Origin of the sequence: Chryseobacterium shigense, from assembly GCF_900156575.1 — a bacterium.
Classification (GTDB): Bacteria; Bacteroidota; Bacteroidia; order Flavobacteriales; family Weeksellaceae; genus Chryseobacterium; species Chryseobacterium shigense.
In genome coordinates this window covers 985356-1001527 of record NZ_FTNY01000001.1, presented here as the reverse complement: position 1 = coordinate 1001527, position 16172 = coordinate 985356, and the positions used below count along the sequence as shown (strand labels likewise).

The 16172-nt window shown below is 35.4% G+C and carries 16 protein-coding genes; 9 read left to right on the top strand and 7 right to left on the bottom strand.

The annotated features are described in order from the left end of the window. The first annotated feature begins 2 nt into the window (after positions 1-2). From BW964_RS04505 to pelA, 9 genes are all read left to right on the top strand, one after another. Positions 3-707: a hypothetical protein gene (locus BW964_RS04505; protein WP_076505047.1), complete on the top strand. Its 705-nt coding sequence runs from the start codon at positions 3-5 to the stop codon at positions 705-707. Continuing rightward, entirely contained in the window at positions 695-2107 is a 1413-nt protein-coding gene (locus BW964_RS04500; RefSeq protein WP_076505046.1) for a lysozyme family protein, read from the top strand. Before BW964_RS04505 ends, BW964_RS04500 begins: the two co-directional genes overlap by 13 nt. A gap of 103 nt (positions 2108-2210) precedes the next feature. Continuing rightward, positions 2211-2945, top strand: a complete 735-nt coding sequence (locus BW964_RS04495; RefSeq protein WP_123911912.1) for a tetratricopeptide repeat protein — start codon at positions 2211-2213, stop codon at positions 2943-2945. A 189-nt stretch (positions 2946-3134) separates the two neighbouring features. After that, complete coding sequence (locus BW964_RS04490; protein WP_076505043.1) at positions 3135-3821, top strand: hypothetical protein; 687 nt, start codon at positions 3135-3137, stop codon at positions 3819-3821. Positions 3822-3945: 124 nt separating this feature from the next. Next, the gene (locus tag BW964_RS04485) at positions 3946-4293 is read left to right on the top strand and encodes a hypothetical protein (protein WP_076505041.1); all 348 of its coding nucleotides are present in this window, start codon (positions 3946-3948) and stop codon (positions 4291-4293) included. A 94-nt stretch (positions 4294-4387) separates the two neighbouring features. Then, the gene (locus BW964_RS04480; protein ID WP_104669411.1) at positions 4388-4900 is read left to right on the top strand and encodes a hypothetical protein; all 513 of its coding nucleotides are present in this window, start codon (positions 4388-4390) and stop codon (positions 4898-4900) included. Positions 4901-5017: 117 nt separating this feature from the next. Then, positions 5018-5962: a hypothetical protein gene (locus BW964_RS04475; RefSeq protein WP_123911913.1), complete on the top strand. Its 945-nt coding sequence runs from the start codon at positions 5018-5020 to the stop codon at positions 5960-5962. A gap of 194 nt (positions 5963-6156) precedes the next feature. Next, positions 6157-7335, top strand: coding sequence for a DUF4861 family protein (locus tag BW964_RS04470; protein ID WP_076505037.1), 1179 nt, complete (start codon positions 6157-6159; stop codon positions 7333-7335). A gap of 10 nt (positions 7336-7345) precedes the next feature. Next, on the top strand, positions 7346-8365 hold the full coding sequence (pelA, locus tag BW964_RS04465; RefSeq protein WP_104669412.1) for a pectate lyase: 1020 nt from the start codon (positions 7346-7348) through the stop codon (positions 8363-8365). A gap of 251 nt (positions 8366-8616) precedes the next feature. Here the strand turns inward: pelA and BW964_RS04460 are convergent, their stop codons facing one another. The 7 genes from BW964_RS04460 to BW964_RS04430 all read right to left on the bottom strand — a co-directional run bounded on the left by BW964_RS04460 (position 8617) and on the right by BW964_RS04430 (position 16153). Beyond that, positions 8617-9732: a pectate lyase family protein gene (locus BW964_RS04460; protein ID WP_076505035.1), complete on the bottom strand. Its 1116-nt coding sequence runs from the start codon at positions 9730-9732 to the stop codon at positions 8617-8619. A 395-nt stretch (positions 9733-10127) separates the two neighbouring features. Then, positions 10128-10493 carry a cupin domain-containing protein gene (locus tag BW964_RS04455; RefSeq protein WP_076505034.1) on the bottom strand — a complete coding sequence of 122 codons (366 nt, stop codon included), beginning with the start codon at positions 10491-10493 and terminating at the stop codon, positions 10128-10130. A gap of 82 nt (positions 10494-10575) precedes the next feature. Further along, positions 10576-11313, bottom strand: a complete 738-nt coding sequence (locus BW964_RS04450) for a rhamnogalacturonan acetylesterase (protein ID WP_076505032.1) — start codon at positions 11311-11313, stop codon at positions 10576-10578. A gap of 149 nt (positions 11314-11462) precedes the next feature. Continuing rightward, entirely contained in the window at positions 11463-12431 is a 969-nt protein-coding gene (locus BW964_RS04445; protein ID WP_076505466.1) for a pectinesterase family protein, read from the bottom strand. Positions 12432-12627: 196 nt separating this feature from the next. Next, complete coding sequence (locus BW964_RS04440) at positions 12628-13542, bottom strand: alpha/beta hydrolase (protein WP_076505031.1); 915 nt, start codon at positions 13540-13542, stop codon at positions 12628-12630. A gap of 96 nt (positions 13543-13638) precedes the next feature. Next, a complete protein-coding gene (locus BW964_RS04435; protein ID WP_076505029.1) occupies positions 13639-15306 on the bottom strand; it encodes a glycoside hydrolase family 28 protein in 1668 nt (555 codons plus the stop codon). A gap of 1 nt (position 15307) precedes the next feature. After that, on the bottom strand, positions 15308-16153 hold the full coding sequence (locus BW964_RS04430; RefSeq protein ID WP_076505027.1) for a rhamnogalacturonan acetylesterase: 846 nt from the start codon (positions 16151-16153) through the stop codon (positions 15308-15310). Positions 16154-16172 lie beyond the last annotated feature (19 nt).

Below are 16172 nucleotides of genomic sequence, written 5' to 3'. Positions count from 1 at the left end.
TAATGGTACCGGATATATTAAAGAACCTGGATCAGAAAACGTATCGGCTGGAAACGATCGTCACAGAACAGAAAAATCCGTTTTATCTGACTGAAAAAAAATATGTAAGACATGCCGAGGTTTACCATTTAGGGAATGAAAAAGACTATTTTAAATATCACGTTTTAGTCGTTGATTTTATTTTTTCGGACGATGATAATGCAGTAGGGAAATTTTTAAAACAAATCAGTTACTTATTTGATGAGTTGGAATTAACGGTTGATCAGGAAGGAAATATTGTTGAAGTGAATAATATTAATTTTCTTCGCTTACGATGGATGAAAATAGCTGCCAGACTTTCAGAAACCCATAAGGGTGAAGTGATAGATACCTATTTCAGTCAGATCAGCAGTATCCTTGAAGATGAAAGCAGGCTCATCGATTTTTTAGGTGGCTACCCTATGTTTGGATTGCTTTTCAATGGCCTGTTACAGTCATTTGATACCAGGCGAAAGAGAGAATCTCCAGATGGTTTTACAGAAATGATGACCCCTGTAAAAGAGGGAGAAAAAATAACATTAACCATTACTCCTGAAAATCTTGAACCAACAGAAATTGATCATTTCAGAGGATTATTTGTATTCAAAGGAGATCATTATGAGGAAGGTTTTATAGAAATCAAAAAAAACAATACCCATTTAAAACATTCATTATTATGGATAGGCTAGATAAAGATACAGAAGCTGCCGTTCCGGAAACTCAAAATCAGGAGACAGCACAGGACAGTGATCAGGTAAAGGCTGCGAACAGCCAGAAAATGGAGGAGAAACGGGCGGAGAATGAGGAAAAGGATAAAGTTGAAGATGGATTGCTGTTGGCAATACATGGAGCAAAGATTAAGTTCAATGCTCATTTAGGTGAATTTAAAGTTTTAACTGATGTACCTACGACGCAAGGAAAACTTACCGGAACAATTGTAGAAAAGCAGATTCCTAATTTTAAATTTTATGATGGCTTTCAGATGATATCCCTCACAGAATGGCAGGATTTTGGGACCGCTAAAGTACAGGAGAATTATGTATTATTGAAAAAATCAACATTACCGGGAACAGGCAAAATGCCGGGTAATGTACCCCCTGAAACCGGAAAGATAGAGTTTACAACATCCGGACAGGTCAACGAGCCTGAAAGTGTTGCAGCGAAAGGGGCACCGGTACCGGATCAGAAAGATGATGAAAAATGTTATTGTGACAGAGATCTAACAATAGATGAACTAAAGCTTATTGTAAAACAACTCAGAGCGTCAGAGAAGAAAAAGTCTACTTCACTATTTGCTGATGAAAATTGTCCTTTATCTGAATCTGATAGAACCTATGAAAGATTGCTTGATGAATTAAATACAATGTTTAAAGCGTATCATATTAATACATGTATGAGAAAAATACATTTTTTCGCACAAAGTTATCATGAAACATCCAGATTAGGGACTACATTGGAATATGCTAGTGGTGTAGGATATGACCCGGGAAATCATCCGGAATCCAAGCAGCACGGACATATTGAAGTCGGAGATGGTCCTAGGTATAAAGGGCGAGGAGCAATGCAATTGACGTGGAGAGATCAGCAAAAAGAATACTTCAGTTATGTCATTTCAAAAAAGCCTCAGTTGGTGCAAGGGAAAAAAATAGATGAATTGTTTGATAGGAAAAAGCAATATCAAGAAGAGTTTATCTATACAAAGTTTAAACTGGATAAAGATGGAAAACCAGTTTTAGATAAGAAAAAGAAGAAGATTAAAGAAAAAGTTATTGATTTAAAAGATGTAGATGGTGCCGGATTATTAGCTAATAATTTATTTTTTGCGATTGATTCTGCAGGCTGGTTTTGGGATATTTATAAAACTGTAGAATATAGTTCAAAAGCTAATAAAGCAAAATATAAAGAAATATTACATAAAAATTTGAATGAAGTATCCGATTATGGAGATAAATATCTAAGGATCATTTCAAAATTTGTGAATGGGGGAGGAAATGGGATGGCGGAGAGAAATGTTTACTATAATGAATTAAAAACCAATGTATTTAAGTTTAACACAAAATGTATTAATCGTGATAAAATTAAAAAATAACATATCGAAATTTGCGTTAATTTTCTGTTTATTTTTTTGGGGCTTTACTTCATCTCAGAGCCATTATTATGATCTGGATTGTGATAACCTCCAGGACACGGTTATGCTGGAAAAAGAATTTTTAAATGTTCATTTTGGGAATAAAACTTCAGGTCGGTTTGAATTACCTGAAATCACAGCGCTCACAAATGTAAAAATTGGATATTCAAATCCTTATGAGATAACGATATATTATAGTGGAGACAGAGGTTTGTATGGTACAATCAGTATCTTTTATAAAAAAAACTGGTTTATAAAGAACGTTAATTTTTATAACCCCTGTCAGGAATGTGAAAATCAGAGTATTAAAATTTTAACTAAAAATATAAATCTCCCAATTAAAGATATAGACCCAGAAACTCTTGAAGTTGATTCAAAAGGTTTTAAATCATTAACATTTTTTGATAGTCAAAGTATTGTGAAAACTTACAAAGACTTAAAAAAACTTTATACAGATTTATCTAATTATCCTATACTTTCAAACAGTTTTAACGAATCAATGTTGTTCGATTTTAAAAATAAATTTGTGTTATCTAAAGCTAATCTGGACGATTACAATAATGTAGCCTATATCCTTTCTAGAAATGGAAATCAAAAAGTGGCTATTGAACTATTGCAACAGATCATTAAGAAGTACCCTTCCAGAGCAGTTGCTTACCTTAATCTTGCAGATAGTTATTGGAGTATAGGAGAAAATGTCAAAGCAAAAACCAATTACAGCGAATATTTATCTTTAATGAAATCTCAAAAAAAGGATCTTAATAAAATACCACAATATGCAAAGGATAGAATAAAATAAGAAATGAAAAAAGACCTCATTAATCTACTTATTATTTTTTCTTTTCCAGTCAGATCCTTTCCCAATACATCATTAATAAAGATGATACAGGAAAATAACAGGACTGACCTTGTTTTTCAAGAGAATCAAGAGCAGTGTATTTAGGGACTATTTTTTGGAAAGAATTAAAAACAAGAAAAAAGAAGCCTAATGAAAAGAAGTAATCTATATCTGATCCTATTCTTTTTTTATATTAACTGCCAATCTCAACATCATGATGGCAAAGTAATTTATTTGAGTAACAACAATATTCAAACAGTTCATTATTTTCATGTGAACAGTGAATACGCAAGAGTATATGGTAGCTCGATAAAGAATGATTCTTTAGTATTTACTATAGATAAAAATGACTTGATAGTGAACGAATTTAAGTATAATGATCAACAGAAAAAAAGAATTGCTACCGGAAACATTAAGTATATCAATTACTATAGCAAACTCTCAGATATCGTTGCATCAGAAAATACATTTTCAATGGATGAAGTTCCCATTACTAATTTCAATTTTCTCAAAAAGGACTTGGAAATCGAACGCATGGTCAAAGAAAACTGTAAACAAACCAAAGATGGATATATTGACTGTGATTTCACGCTTCCAAAAAATAGCGAACTTCCATATTGGCCAGATAACTCAACCATAACATCAGCTAAAATAAAAAGGAAAGAAAATAGACTGGATGAAATAGAATTTCAGGCAAAATACTTCGATACACCTTTTACTTATAAGAGAAACTACTATTATCATAATAAAAATATTGAAAAAATAATCACTTCTGTAAAAGACAGTACTGTTGAGTCTTATGAAGAGAAATTCATCAGGGTTAAAGATGGAAAATAGTTGACGGAAGAACAGGTAAAGAAACCACATATGAAATTAAACCGATCTCTTATAAAAAATAATATATCGAAATTTAGTAATTAAGTTTCAGTGATGATGACCAAGATTTTAAAATGTATCACTTATGAAAAAGAAATTAATTATTCTATTTATATTTTTATTGATTGCTAACTTTTCATATTCTCAGCATATTTCCGGAAATTATTTATCTTTTGCCTCCAAATGTAAAATTTATCTGAAAATAGACAATAATAATAGTTTTGTTTCTGAATTAGGTAAGGGAAAAAAAATTGAGGGAATCGTGAAGCTTTTTAAAGAAGATAAAAACACTTATCTCGATTTTAGCGGCAATATTAGTGCAATGTTTAACAATGATACCATTTCTATTCAAAATTCAGGAAATTCAAAGAATCCATATGTGCATTTTAAAGAATGCAATTGTTTATTCATCTGGCTAAAGAAAGCAATTTAAAACCTCTCTCCAATATTCAGACTAGGGTTGATAATGGACCAATACACTAATCTTGAATATTAATTTGAAATTGTAAATCACAATACTTTAATTCATGAAACTTAAAATAATTCTATTTTTTTTTCCTCTATTTAGCAACGCCCAATATCAGATGATCGCTAAACAGGATTTGAATTTAGATAAAAGTCAGGATATTATTTATAAAGATTCCATTACCAATAAGTTGATTTTTGAGTATGGTAAACCAATGGTAAACAAAAAAGATTCTATATTTTTTTTCTCAAACTATAATGCGGAAGCAGGAGGTTTAAATGTAAAAATAGTAAAGAATATCATCAATATTAAATTTACTTACGCACCAAAATACCTTGACTTTGATTTATTGACTTTTAGCTATAATACAGTAAAAAGAGATTGGTTTTTAACTGACATTTTAAGTTCCAGAACCAATCCTTTAAGTGAGAGATTGATGACAGAAAGATGTCAATATAAAATACCGAAAAACATCAGGTTTTCTTTGAAGAAAAATAGTTTTGATGATGTTCAGGAAAAATTATTAGATAACAAGAAATATTTGATGAGATGTTCAAAAAAAAATCTTGAATAAATTTTAATAAGAGTTTTAATCATTGGAAACAGTCTCTATTTTAACTTCTTAAGTCGTTGAGGAAAGAGCAGGTTAGTATATTTTAAGTAATCTTTTGGCTTATTATAATTTTGGAAAATGAAAAGTTTAACATATATACTACTCATTATGGTGGCCTTTCATGCAAACACTTTTGCACAGGCTCTAAAATCATATACCATCACTCATATCATGAATAAAACTATTGATAAGGGAGAATATGTAGATGACCGGAGAATTGATAAGAAAGATAAAGTAAATACGAATAACTTAATTTACATCCTCAATACCAAAAAAGACAGTATCGCATTCTATGATTTTAATGACTCTCCGATATCAGAAAAAACAGTTCCCAGTTTATGTACTTTAACGAAGAATCAAAATATTCTTTTGTTAACCTATAAAAATGAAAGTTATAGTACCAAGCTTAATATTGCATTTAGTGATAAGGAACAGACTGTTATAATAGGGGATAAGGACATCTTTTATTTAAACAATTCTTACTATAAATATGTCCGTAAAAATATTGGCGATCATCTAAATATCCCTACTCTGATTGACTTTTTAGATGATTTTTTAATAAATTATAACCTTGATGATTTAAAATACATTTCATCGTACGAAAAATACAGACACAAGGACTTTAGAGTAATAAAAGGCTATATGGAATCTTACAGAACACAGGCAAGTGATTATCTGGATAAATGGAATGTAAAATTTTCATATAATGAAGCAGGGGTACCCAAATATATCTTAAAAGAATCTACAGAAGGGGATAAGGAATTAGAGAAAAAGCTGGTATCTTCCAATAAAGGAGTTTTTAAATATATAAAGCATACCAATGCGGAAAGCAGGCTTATTACGGATAGTGAAATTCTGATAGATATTAACAAAAATAGTTATGAAGAAAAGGTAACATCATTTCAGGTAGGAATAGGAAAAGAAACCAGATATGAAATTAAACCGATCTCCTATAAAAGTTTTCCTTCAAGAGAATTTATTTTAACATCGGATCATATTTCAAAAATGATCTCATCAAAATAGGAAAAGGAGATAAAAATGAGTGTCATTATTTTTTATGATTAAACGTGAAAAACCAAGGTTGTAACAAAAAAGCAATTATTCCCGTCCCACTCAAAGCATTCTTATACAAGTCTCCAAATATTTTAAAATCTTGAACAGGTAGCATCTTTTACTTAAAAATATTTTCTATTTTTGACGAAACAACCGTAATCTTTATGAAAAAATGTATTATTGGATTAATTTGCGCAATCGATTGCATTACGAATGCTCATTCTTTAACTTCACAAACCAGGATTGAAGTAAAGAATACATTGAATTTCTCTAGAAATGAAGTGGTTGCCATTCCTGTAGATCAGCTGAAGGCGTTGATGAAAGAAAACAGAAAAGCTGACATCAGAATAAAAGACAGCAATCATAAGGTACTTACGGTTCAGTGGATGGATAATGATTCCGACGGACAGGATGATGAATTGCTTTTTCAGGCTGTCATTGAAGCAAAAAAGACCAACCGATACAGCATTGTTGTTGACAGAAGTGTTCCGGTTCCCGAAAGCAGAATTTCTACCTATTCAAGACTTGTCCCGGAGCGTGTAGATGACTATGCCTGGGAAAATGATAAAATTGCTTTCAGAGTCTATGGTCCGAAAGGCCAGCAGGAAGCCTTACAGGGAATTAAAAGCAGTACCCTGTCCAGCGGAGTGGATATCTGGCTGAAGCGGACTGATCTGCCTGTTATCAATAAATGGTACAAAGGATATCTTACCGATCCTATGTTTTACCACAGGGATACAAGAGAAGAAGGATATGATCCCTATCACGTAGGAAACAGCCGCGGCACAGGTGGAATCGGCATTTGGGTGAACGATAACCTTCAGGTTTCCCAAAATTTTGTCACCGCCAAAACAATAGCTGAAGGTCCCTTAAGAACCGTTTTTGAGCTCACATATAATCCATGGAGTGAATATGGAGTCAAAGAAACCAAACGTATTTCTTTAGATCTGGGCTCTAATTTCTCGAAATTTGAATCCTGTTTTGAAGCTGAAAAGCCGGTTCCCAATTATACCATCGGCATCAGTTTGCATAAAAATGAAGGAGAAACTGTACTCATTGACAAAGAAGGATACTATCTTCACTGGGAAAAAATGGATGATGCTTTTGTTGGAGAAGGAATAGTAGTGCATCCGAAAGTCGTTGAAAAATCAATGGCTTTTAAGTCTGAAACCCCGGATCAGAGCAATCTGCTGGTCATCACCAGACCTCAAAAAAAGCTGATCTATTATGCCGGATTTGCATGGCAGAAAAGCGGGCAGATCAAAACAAGAAGAGACTGGGAACTGATGTTACAGCAAAAAGCAGCGATGATAGCCACTCCACTCATTATTAAAATCAAATAAGAATTATACCATGATAAAATCTGGAATTTCAATAGCAGCCCTTTGCTTTACGACGATTGTTTCTGCGCAGATTAAAGATACTCTGGCGGAAAAAATAGTGCTTTATCAGCTTCCTGTAGGAGGTTGGGGAAAGCAGCTGAATGATAAGTCAGTCGTGAATTATAACCTACCGGTTGACAAAAATCTCTTACGAAAAATAAAGACAACCGGGGATGATCACGCAACCATTGATAACAATGCCACGTCCAGAGAAATTAATATACTAATAAAAGCCTATGCAGCCACAAAAAATCGCGAATACCTGAAATCTGCAGAAAAAGGAATCCATTACCTTCTTTTAATGCAGTATGACAATGGAGGTTTTCCTCAATACTACCCGAATACGGGACTGTACAGAAAGCAGGTCACTTACAATGACAACGCCATGATCAATGCTTTGACGGTGCTTTACAATGTGGCAGAAGGGAAAACTGATTTTGATGTTGTGGATTCAAAACTCAAAGAAAAATCAAAAACCGCCCTTCAAAAAGGCATTCAATGTATCTTAAAAACTCAGGTTTTGCAAAAAGGAAGTCCGTCCATCTGGGCAGATCAATACAATGAAATTACTTTGCAGCCCGACAAAGCCAGAGCTTTTGAACCTATTTCTCTCGCAACCGGAGAATCTGTGGCAATCATCAGGTTTTTAATGGTACAACCTGCAACTCCCGAAATCCAGAAGTCTGTTAATGCAGCTATAGAATGGTTTAAAGACAATAAAATTGAAGGCTACAGTTATAATGTTGCTAAACAAAATGGTAAAACAGTAAGAGTTTTAGCCGAAGATAAAAACTCTGTGATCTGGGCAAGATTCTACGATATCCATACCAATAAACCCCTTTTTGGCGACCGTGACGGAAGTGTAAAATATAATTATAACGACGTCTCAGAAGAAAGAAGAAACGGCTACAGCTGGTTTGGCGACAGTCCACAGAAACTCATTGACAAAGAATATCCGAAATGGAAATTGAAGAACGCAATTGGGGATTGATAGACTTTCCTTAGAGTACGAGGGCGTGAAGTTTGAGAATGGAAGGGTTTAATATAGATCATTTACTTCAAATAATAGCAAAACTCAACTATAGTAAAACGATTGTCATCTAAAGTCTAAAGTCTAAAATCTAAAATCTAAAGTCTGCAATCTGACATCTCAAATCCCACATCTCTACCCGCCACAAGCAAAAAACGACTGAGAAATGCTCAGTCGTTTTTTTAAATAGTGTTTAAATTCCTTTATTGTAATTAAAATGAATCACAGATATTTCCCGTTAAGGTAGCACCTGCATTAGCGGTTACATCTGCTTTCACATCTGAAGCGGCTAATTTATTGATAGAATAGGATGGTGTAAATGCCGTTCCGCTCCCTGCTGTATTTCCTGTTACGTTGGTAAATATGCTTCCAGTTTGCGTCACAGCCGTAAATCCACTCATCAGGTTGATAGGCTCTTTTACATTTTCGAAAACATTGCGTTCGACCAGAATGTTCGCCTGTACCCCTGCAGCAATACATTTATTGCTTACAGAGCTGTTGAAGTAACTGTTTAAGATATGAATTTTTCCAAATCTTACTCTCGGCATACGTTCTCTGCATCCCGGAGCCCACCAGCAACGAACGAAGGTGACGTTTAGCTTTCCTGCATCAGCAGTGGCGCCATCGCTTGAACCGATAAGATTGGAGAATCTGTGGTCATCTGTTCCCCCGGAACCGCCTGCTTTAGGAGCTTTTAAGTAATGAAATTTACTATAAGAAACAGTAACAAAGTCAGATTTATTCTTAATATCGAAGTTCCCGTCAACACCGTCTCTGAATTCACAATGATCGATCCATACATTTCGGCAGTCATCCAGAATGGCATTGTCCCATCCATCTGTATCATAAGCTCCCGGTCCTTCAAATATCAGGTTTCTGATAATGATATTGTTGCATCTTTTAACATTGATGATTCCTGAACCATCCTTTGTCTGATCCGTAGAAACCAATTTTGCACCGCTGGTTCCATAAATGGTTTTTCCGGTTTGATCCTGTAGTGATAAACGTGCCGTGATCGTAATGGTACCCGTCACCTTCACTACTTTTACTGCGGTATTTTCAATAGCAGCTTTCAGCTGAGCATAGTTGGTTACTGTAGTTTCAGCAGCAGTTCCACCACCGGTAGTTCCACCATTTTGAGAAGCCCAGCCGGGAGCAACACAATTGGCCAATGGTATAATCGCCTTGGCATCCAGAGCACTTTTTAGATTTAAATCATTGGGGTTTTCTGACAATTGTGTTTTAAGGTCTTCCTGACCACAGCCGGTCAATACAAAAGCTGAACTTAATGCTGCTGTCAGCAGGATTGCTTTTAAGGTTTTTTTCATAGTTTTTATATATTGTAATTTAACTGAAATAAAATTATTAATTTGATATCAATTAATTTTATATTTTAATGTATTCATATTTATATAATTATAATGTTATTTATTATAATTGTTCAATCGGTTACATTTTATATTATGTGTAAAATTTAGATCGTATCAGCTTGCCAGAAATAAAATACCCACAAATCTTATAGATTACAAAGGGTATTTTTTGTGAATCCATGAGATCTGCGGGATCAGGTATTTTGCTTTTTAATAAGTTACTCAGAGAAAATAATGGTATGAATCCATTGGGTATTTGATGGTTGTGATTTAAATTGTTGAATAATGTTTTTAGCTTAATTTAAAATATATCTAGCTAATTTTCAAATAGATAAATGTTTTTCTGAATCAAATTAAACTTTGTCATTTACGTTTATTGGCGGACTAAGAAAATCCTCCCTGAATGGAGTAAAGGCATCAATCAGCTGTCCCTCTTCCAAACATTTGACGCCATGAAAAATATTGGGCTGAGCGAAAAAGCCATCCCCTTTTTGTAAAATTTTAGTCTCACCATCCACGGTCACCTCAAAGGTTCCTGAGGCAACATACGTAATCTGGGAGTGAAAATGCTGATGTAATGTGCCGATGGCATCTTTTTCAAATTTCACGATCACCATCATCACCTGAGCATTATATCCTACAAATTGTCTGGAAACACCTGCTCCCAGATCTTCCCATTCAGAATGACCGTCGAAGAATTTTTCTTTTTTAAATTTCATGTATTTGATTTTTTGTTAGTTATCACCAATTTTATGAATGAGGAGTACATTGTAAAATAATTTCTGAAAGTAGATCTCAAAACTATTGAATATATTTCTCCAAACCTGTTTTCATATTCTTCAAAGAACCCGCAGCCATTTTTGAAATAGATTCAGCTCCCAGTTTGGACAAATGCGTATCGTCATCTTTTCCTTCAGGATAATAATCAACTTCCCCTTTTTTATAATGAAGATGCAGCTTTTTTGACTTTTCAGGACCGTATGAAATTTCCATTTGTTCTGTTAATAACTGTAAATCTACCATCGGAACTTTAAGATCATTGGCTACCATCCTTACCACCAGAGGATATTCCTGGTGAGTATCCACCAAAACTCCATTTTCATTGAAATTTCTTCTTACGATGGAAGTCATCAAAATAGGATGGGCTCCTTTTGCTCTGGTTTCATTCACATACCTTTCCAGGTTCGCTCTGTATTGCGTATAAGGATTGGTAAAACGGAGGGAATCATTTATTTTCTGATCATTGTGTCCGAATTGGATGATCACAAAATCTCCTTTTTTAAGCTGTTTCATCACTTTATCCCATCTGCCTTCTGTCCTGAAACTTTTGGAGCTTCTTCCGTTCGTTGCATGATTCTGGATTTCAATTCCTGTTGTCATTAACAGAGGAAGCATTTGTCCCCAACCGTGTTCCGGATTTTTATCAGGATTTTCCTTGTTGGCCATCGTGGAATCACCTATTAAAAATAAGGTTGGTTTTTGTTGCGCAAATAAGATCGCAGCGAAGAAAATATAAAATGTCAGAAGGAATTTTTTCATTGTACTTTTAATTAAACTTGATTGATTGTATCCAGGATGAATGGTGGGTTTTACTTATATAATTCAATGGGAAGTCAACATTATAGCTCTGATTATTTAGCATTTTATTTGTAGCGAAGGTCATGCTGAGCAAAGTTGAAGCATTTCAATTATTGATTGGGATTCCACCCCTTAAAAATTTTGTCCAAAGTATAGTTTTTCAAATCTTTTTGTGTCAATTGACGGGACCAGTTCACCCGCTTAGCTGTTGTTCCTCCTTCGCCTTTGCTTCCGAATTCAGCGTAGTAGGCTGTCTTTTCTTTATCAGGAAACATTTTGTCACCTTTCCATGGGTTCCAGCCTTCCGGAAGAATATGTTTTCCCATATCTGTGTTAATGAAAACGGTTTTGGCATAAGGTCTCCACGGTCGTCCAAGATACACTTTCGTGATGCCTTCTTTAGCTGTTAACTTGCAGTCAATAAAAACGAATCCATACTTTCTGTCTGCTTCTGTTGCAGCAGCGGTGATGTACGAATCTGCCAGGCTTTTCATGGTACAGTTTTTAAAAACTACTGTTGCCTGTCCGAAAATAAAATCAGTCGTTCCCTCAATAGAGCAGTTTTCAAAATACTGCATGCTGTGATTGGTCGCCGCATAAACGGTGTCCTGACAACCAAGAATATTGGAGTTTCTGATCACAAAACGGTCACCTTCCACATGAAGAGAAACGCCCTGACCTTCGTTACACGAACTGTTTTGAATGGTCACATTACTGATCTTAATATCGTCCGCCATCACCAATAAAGTATAAGAATTGAAGGTGGTCATTTTTTCATTGAAAAAATCCGGTTTTCCGGAAAAATCATTGTTGGTGATCACAGTGTTGTCCTTATTCTCACCTTCTAAAATGATTTTATGTTTTGAAGAAGGAATCACAACTTTCTCATGATAAATGCCTGATTTAATGAAAATCAATGCTTCTGCAGGACCTAAATCTCTTATTGAGTTGATTGCTTTCTGGATAGAGGTAAAATCTCCGCTTCCGTCTTTTGCAACAGTGATTTTAACGTAAGGATCATTTCCTGCCAGAAGAAAATTAGCAATAGAAATGAATAGAATTAAGAATAACTTTTTCATAAACAGGCTTGTTGTTTTTAACGCAAAAAATTTGATTTTCTTCATGTTTATTTTTAGTGAGCAAAGATGAAATCAATAAATTGATTTTGACGAATTGATCGTTTTAGTCATAAAGTCTCATCAGAGATTTGTGCATTCTTTGCTTCTTAAGATGAACATTATTATTTATAAATCTTTGCGTTTAAAATTATAGTTACTATTCCTTTAATACTTTATCTAAAAAATCAATTGTAGAATTCAATGTTTCCGTGAACCAGGGTTCTGCCGACCAAAAGGAGTGTGGGGTATCTTTGATTTCGTGAAATTCTGTCCGGATATTGTAACTTTTCAGCTTTTTCATCATGTCGTCTCTTCCCGCATGGAATCGGGGTTGCGAACTATTGATGAATAGAGTAGGAGGCGTATTTTTATGGACGAATTCCAGAGGTGAGGCTTCCGTCCAGTTTTTTAAATTAACATTTCGGTCACCTCCTAACCAATACGAAGCATACGTGCTCTCTTCCGCTTCAGGATGAATGAAGGAAACAATTCCGTCAATATTGATGATTGCCTTTATTTTATTCTTTGATCTTACCCCAACCAAAGTGGCGATCTGGGCTCCCGCCGACTCACCCAAAACAGCTATTTTCTTCTGATTTAAACCGTATTTTTTATGATTTTTCTTTAACCAATGAATGGCTTGCTCAATATCTTCAACGCCACCGGGATATTTTGCTACATCAGCCAGACGGTAACCGACGGCAATGGCAACATAACCTTTGGCTGCCAGTTCCTGAGCCATATACTTTTCATTCTCCTTGCTTCCTGAAATCCAGCCGCCACCGTGAACCATTGCAATTCCCGGATGTTTTTTGGATGTATCAAGAGGGTAGTAGACATCAGCTTTTAAAGAAAGTCCATTGATATTGGCATATTCTACATTCTGATCAATCCCGATATTGCCCGGAACAGGTCTTTCTAAGGGCGTAATGAAAGGATGCTTTTTTTTGAGTTTTTCGAAGGTCGCTTCGTTGGTATAGGGAGAAGCATTCGGCCGTTGAACCTGACCGAATGCTGCCATGCCTCCCATTAAAAAAATAGAAATATAAGTAGGTGTTTTGTTAAAAATCATTCGCTTGTAGGAATTTTTTTTTATACAATTTTTTAAGATTAATGATATTCGTTTGGGAATCGCAAAGTGTCATTTTTACATCTTTGGGATCGCCAGCTATTTCACTGAATTTTTAGCGACCTCTGTTCCAATGGAAACTGCCGTTTTATCATTCGTTATTTCTTTCGGTAACAGGACTGCTCCTGTTTTGTTTCCTAAAACTTTTACGATGGGTTTATTTTGAGATTCAAATTTTACGGTCGAAAGATTGATATTTTTACTGTTATAGATGGTTGCTCCCGTTCCTTCAGAATATTTCAACTTTACATTTTTCAGTTGAATACCGTCTGCATCAACGATGGTTAAAGCTTTTTTAGTATCAAACTGAGAATCTTCGATGACGATGTTTTTAAGATTCATTTCAGCCAATCCAAATAAAGTGATCGCCTCATAGGAATTAACGGCATTGATATTTTTAAAGTAAATATTTCTGAAAACAGGCGTTTCTTCGGTCACAGGATACACCTTTTCCGGAGCCTGATTGCCTTCTTTTTTCTGTCCTTCCTCCAAAACAGGCGATGCTCCTTCGTAGAACATATTGAACCCAATCGTCTGCGTCGGAATATTAATCATATCAATATTTTTGATGTAAATATTTTCAACGATTCCCCCTCTTCCACGGGTTGTTTTAAAACGGAGCCCGATGTCTGTTCCGATGAAAGTACAGTCGGATACATGAATATTTCTGGCGCCTCCCGACATTTCGCTTCCTACCACAAACCCTCCGTGCCCGTGATAGACAACATTGTTTTTAATGATGACATTTTCCGTAGGCATATTTCTTTTTCTTCCGTCTTCATTTTTCCCTGATTTAATGCAAATCGCATCGTCACCCACATCAAAGGTATTGTCATAGATCAGAACATTTTTACAAGATTCCAGATCCACACCATCTCCGTTTTGAGAGAACCAGGGATTTCTTACCGTAAGATTTCTCAAGATGACATTGGTACACATGAGTGGATGAAGATTCCATGCCGGTGAATTCTGGAAAGTAGGGCCATCCAGTAAAACTTTATCGCAGCCTACCAAACTTACCATAACGGGACGAAGGAAATCTTTAACTGTTTTCAGATCGTCTTTAGAGATTTTATCAGGAACATTGAAGCTGGAACTACTTTCAAATCCTTTTTTATAGCTTTCAGAAGGATACCAGGTTTTGCCGTCAGAAGATAATATTCCACCTGAAGAGACAATTCCTTTCCATTCTGATTCTGCCACTTTACTTTTTTTAATCGCTCTCCACGCATCGCCGCTTCCGTCAATCACCCCTTTTCCTGTAATGGCAATATTGCTTGCATTTTTTGCAGAAATCGGAGACTGGCATCGAATGGTATTTAAGCCTTCAAAACTCACATCCACCAAAGGATAATCTTCTTTGTCCTTGCTGAATATAAGGAACGCTCCTTCTTCTACATGAAGATTGATGTTGCTTTTTAATTCAATAGGACCGGTCAGCCACATTCCGCGGGGAACCACCAGTTTTCCGCCGCCTTTTTTGCTGAGGTCTTCAATGGCTTTTCTAAAGGCCTCTGTATTTTTCACATTTCCGCCTGCAATTCCTCCGTATTGGGTGATAGAAACCGTATTGGCGGCAAAAGAAGTTTCTGCGACCTGAGGCATTTTAAACTCAATATTTTTGTAAATATCCAGATTCTGAGCTTGGGTTTGCCCTGAAAAGATCATCATTGCTGCTAAACCGATAATTGTAAGAGACTTCTTCATTTTATTTTTTTTGAGTTTTAATTACATTTTTAAATTCTTTATAGACCATCGCGGCTACAGCTTTTGCCCCTTCCGGCTGAAAATGGGTATTGTCTTTCTGCCCTTTAGGATAGGCTTCATAAACATTTTCAGGTAGATTCATAAAATAATGATTCGTAGTGAAATCCTGCCCCTTTTGGGTAAAATACGCCATTGATAATTTGTTTAAATCAATGTAAGGAACATTCATTTCTTTAGCAATGTCAATCGGGGCCTGCGCATATTCTCCGTGTACATTTTCCAGTTTTCCATCTTTCCAGGGGTAATTTCTGGCGACAGGAGTCACAATAACAGGGTTGCTTCCTTTTTGTCTTGTCTGCGATACAAATAACCTTAAAAATTCTTTATACCCCTGAATATTGATATACCGTTCCGGATGTTTTTCTGAACCGTCGTTGTGACCAAACTGCATGATGACATAATCGTTGGGTTGTAAAAGATCATATACAGATCTCCATCTTCCTTCCTGAAAAAAAGTTCGCGTACTTCTTCCGCCGTGGGCTCTGTCGATGACAGCTACAGAATCGGTGGTTATCTCAGGTTTCAGAGAAGCCAGACTGTCTTTTACAAAAAATGGCTGAAAAACCTGGCCCCAACCTGTAATCGGGTAACGGACTTTCATATACTCTTTTCCGGGATCATAATCTCCGGTATAATCTGCCATCGTGGAGTCTCCGATAAGATAGATATGGGTTACTTTCTTATTCTGTTTCGCTGTCGTCTTCTGACCATTGCTTTGTGACTGGCATGCAGATAGCAGCAAAATGCTGAATAGAAAGGAGGCTATTTTAAATGTTCTTTTTTTCATAACTGAGATATGAGTTGAT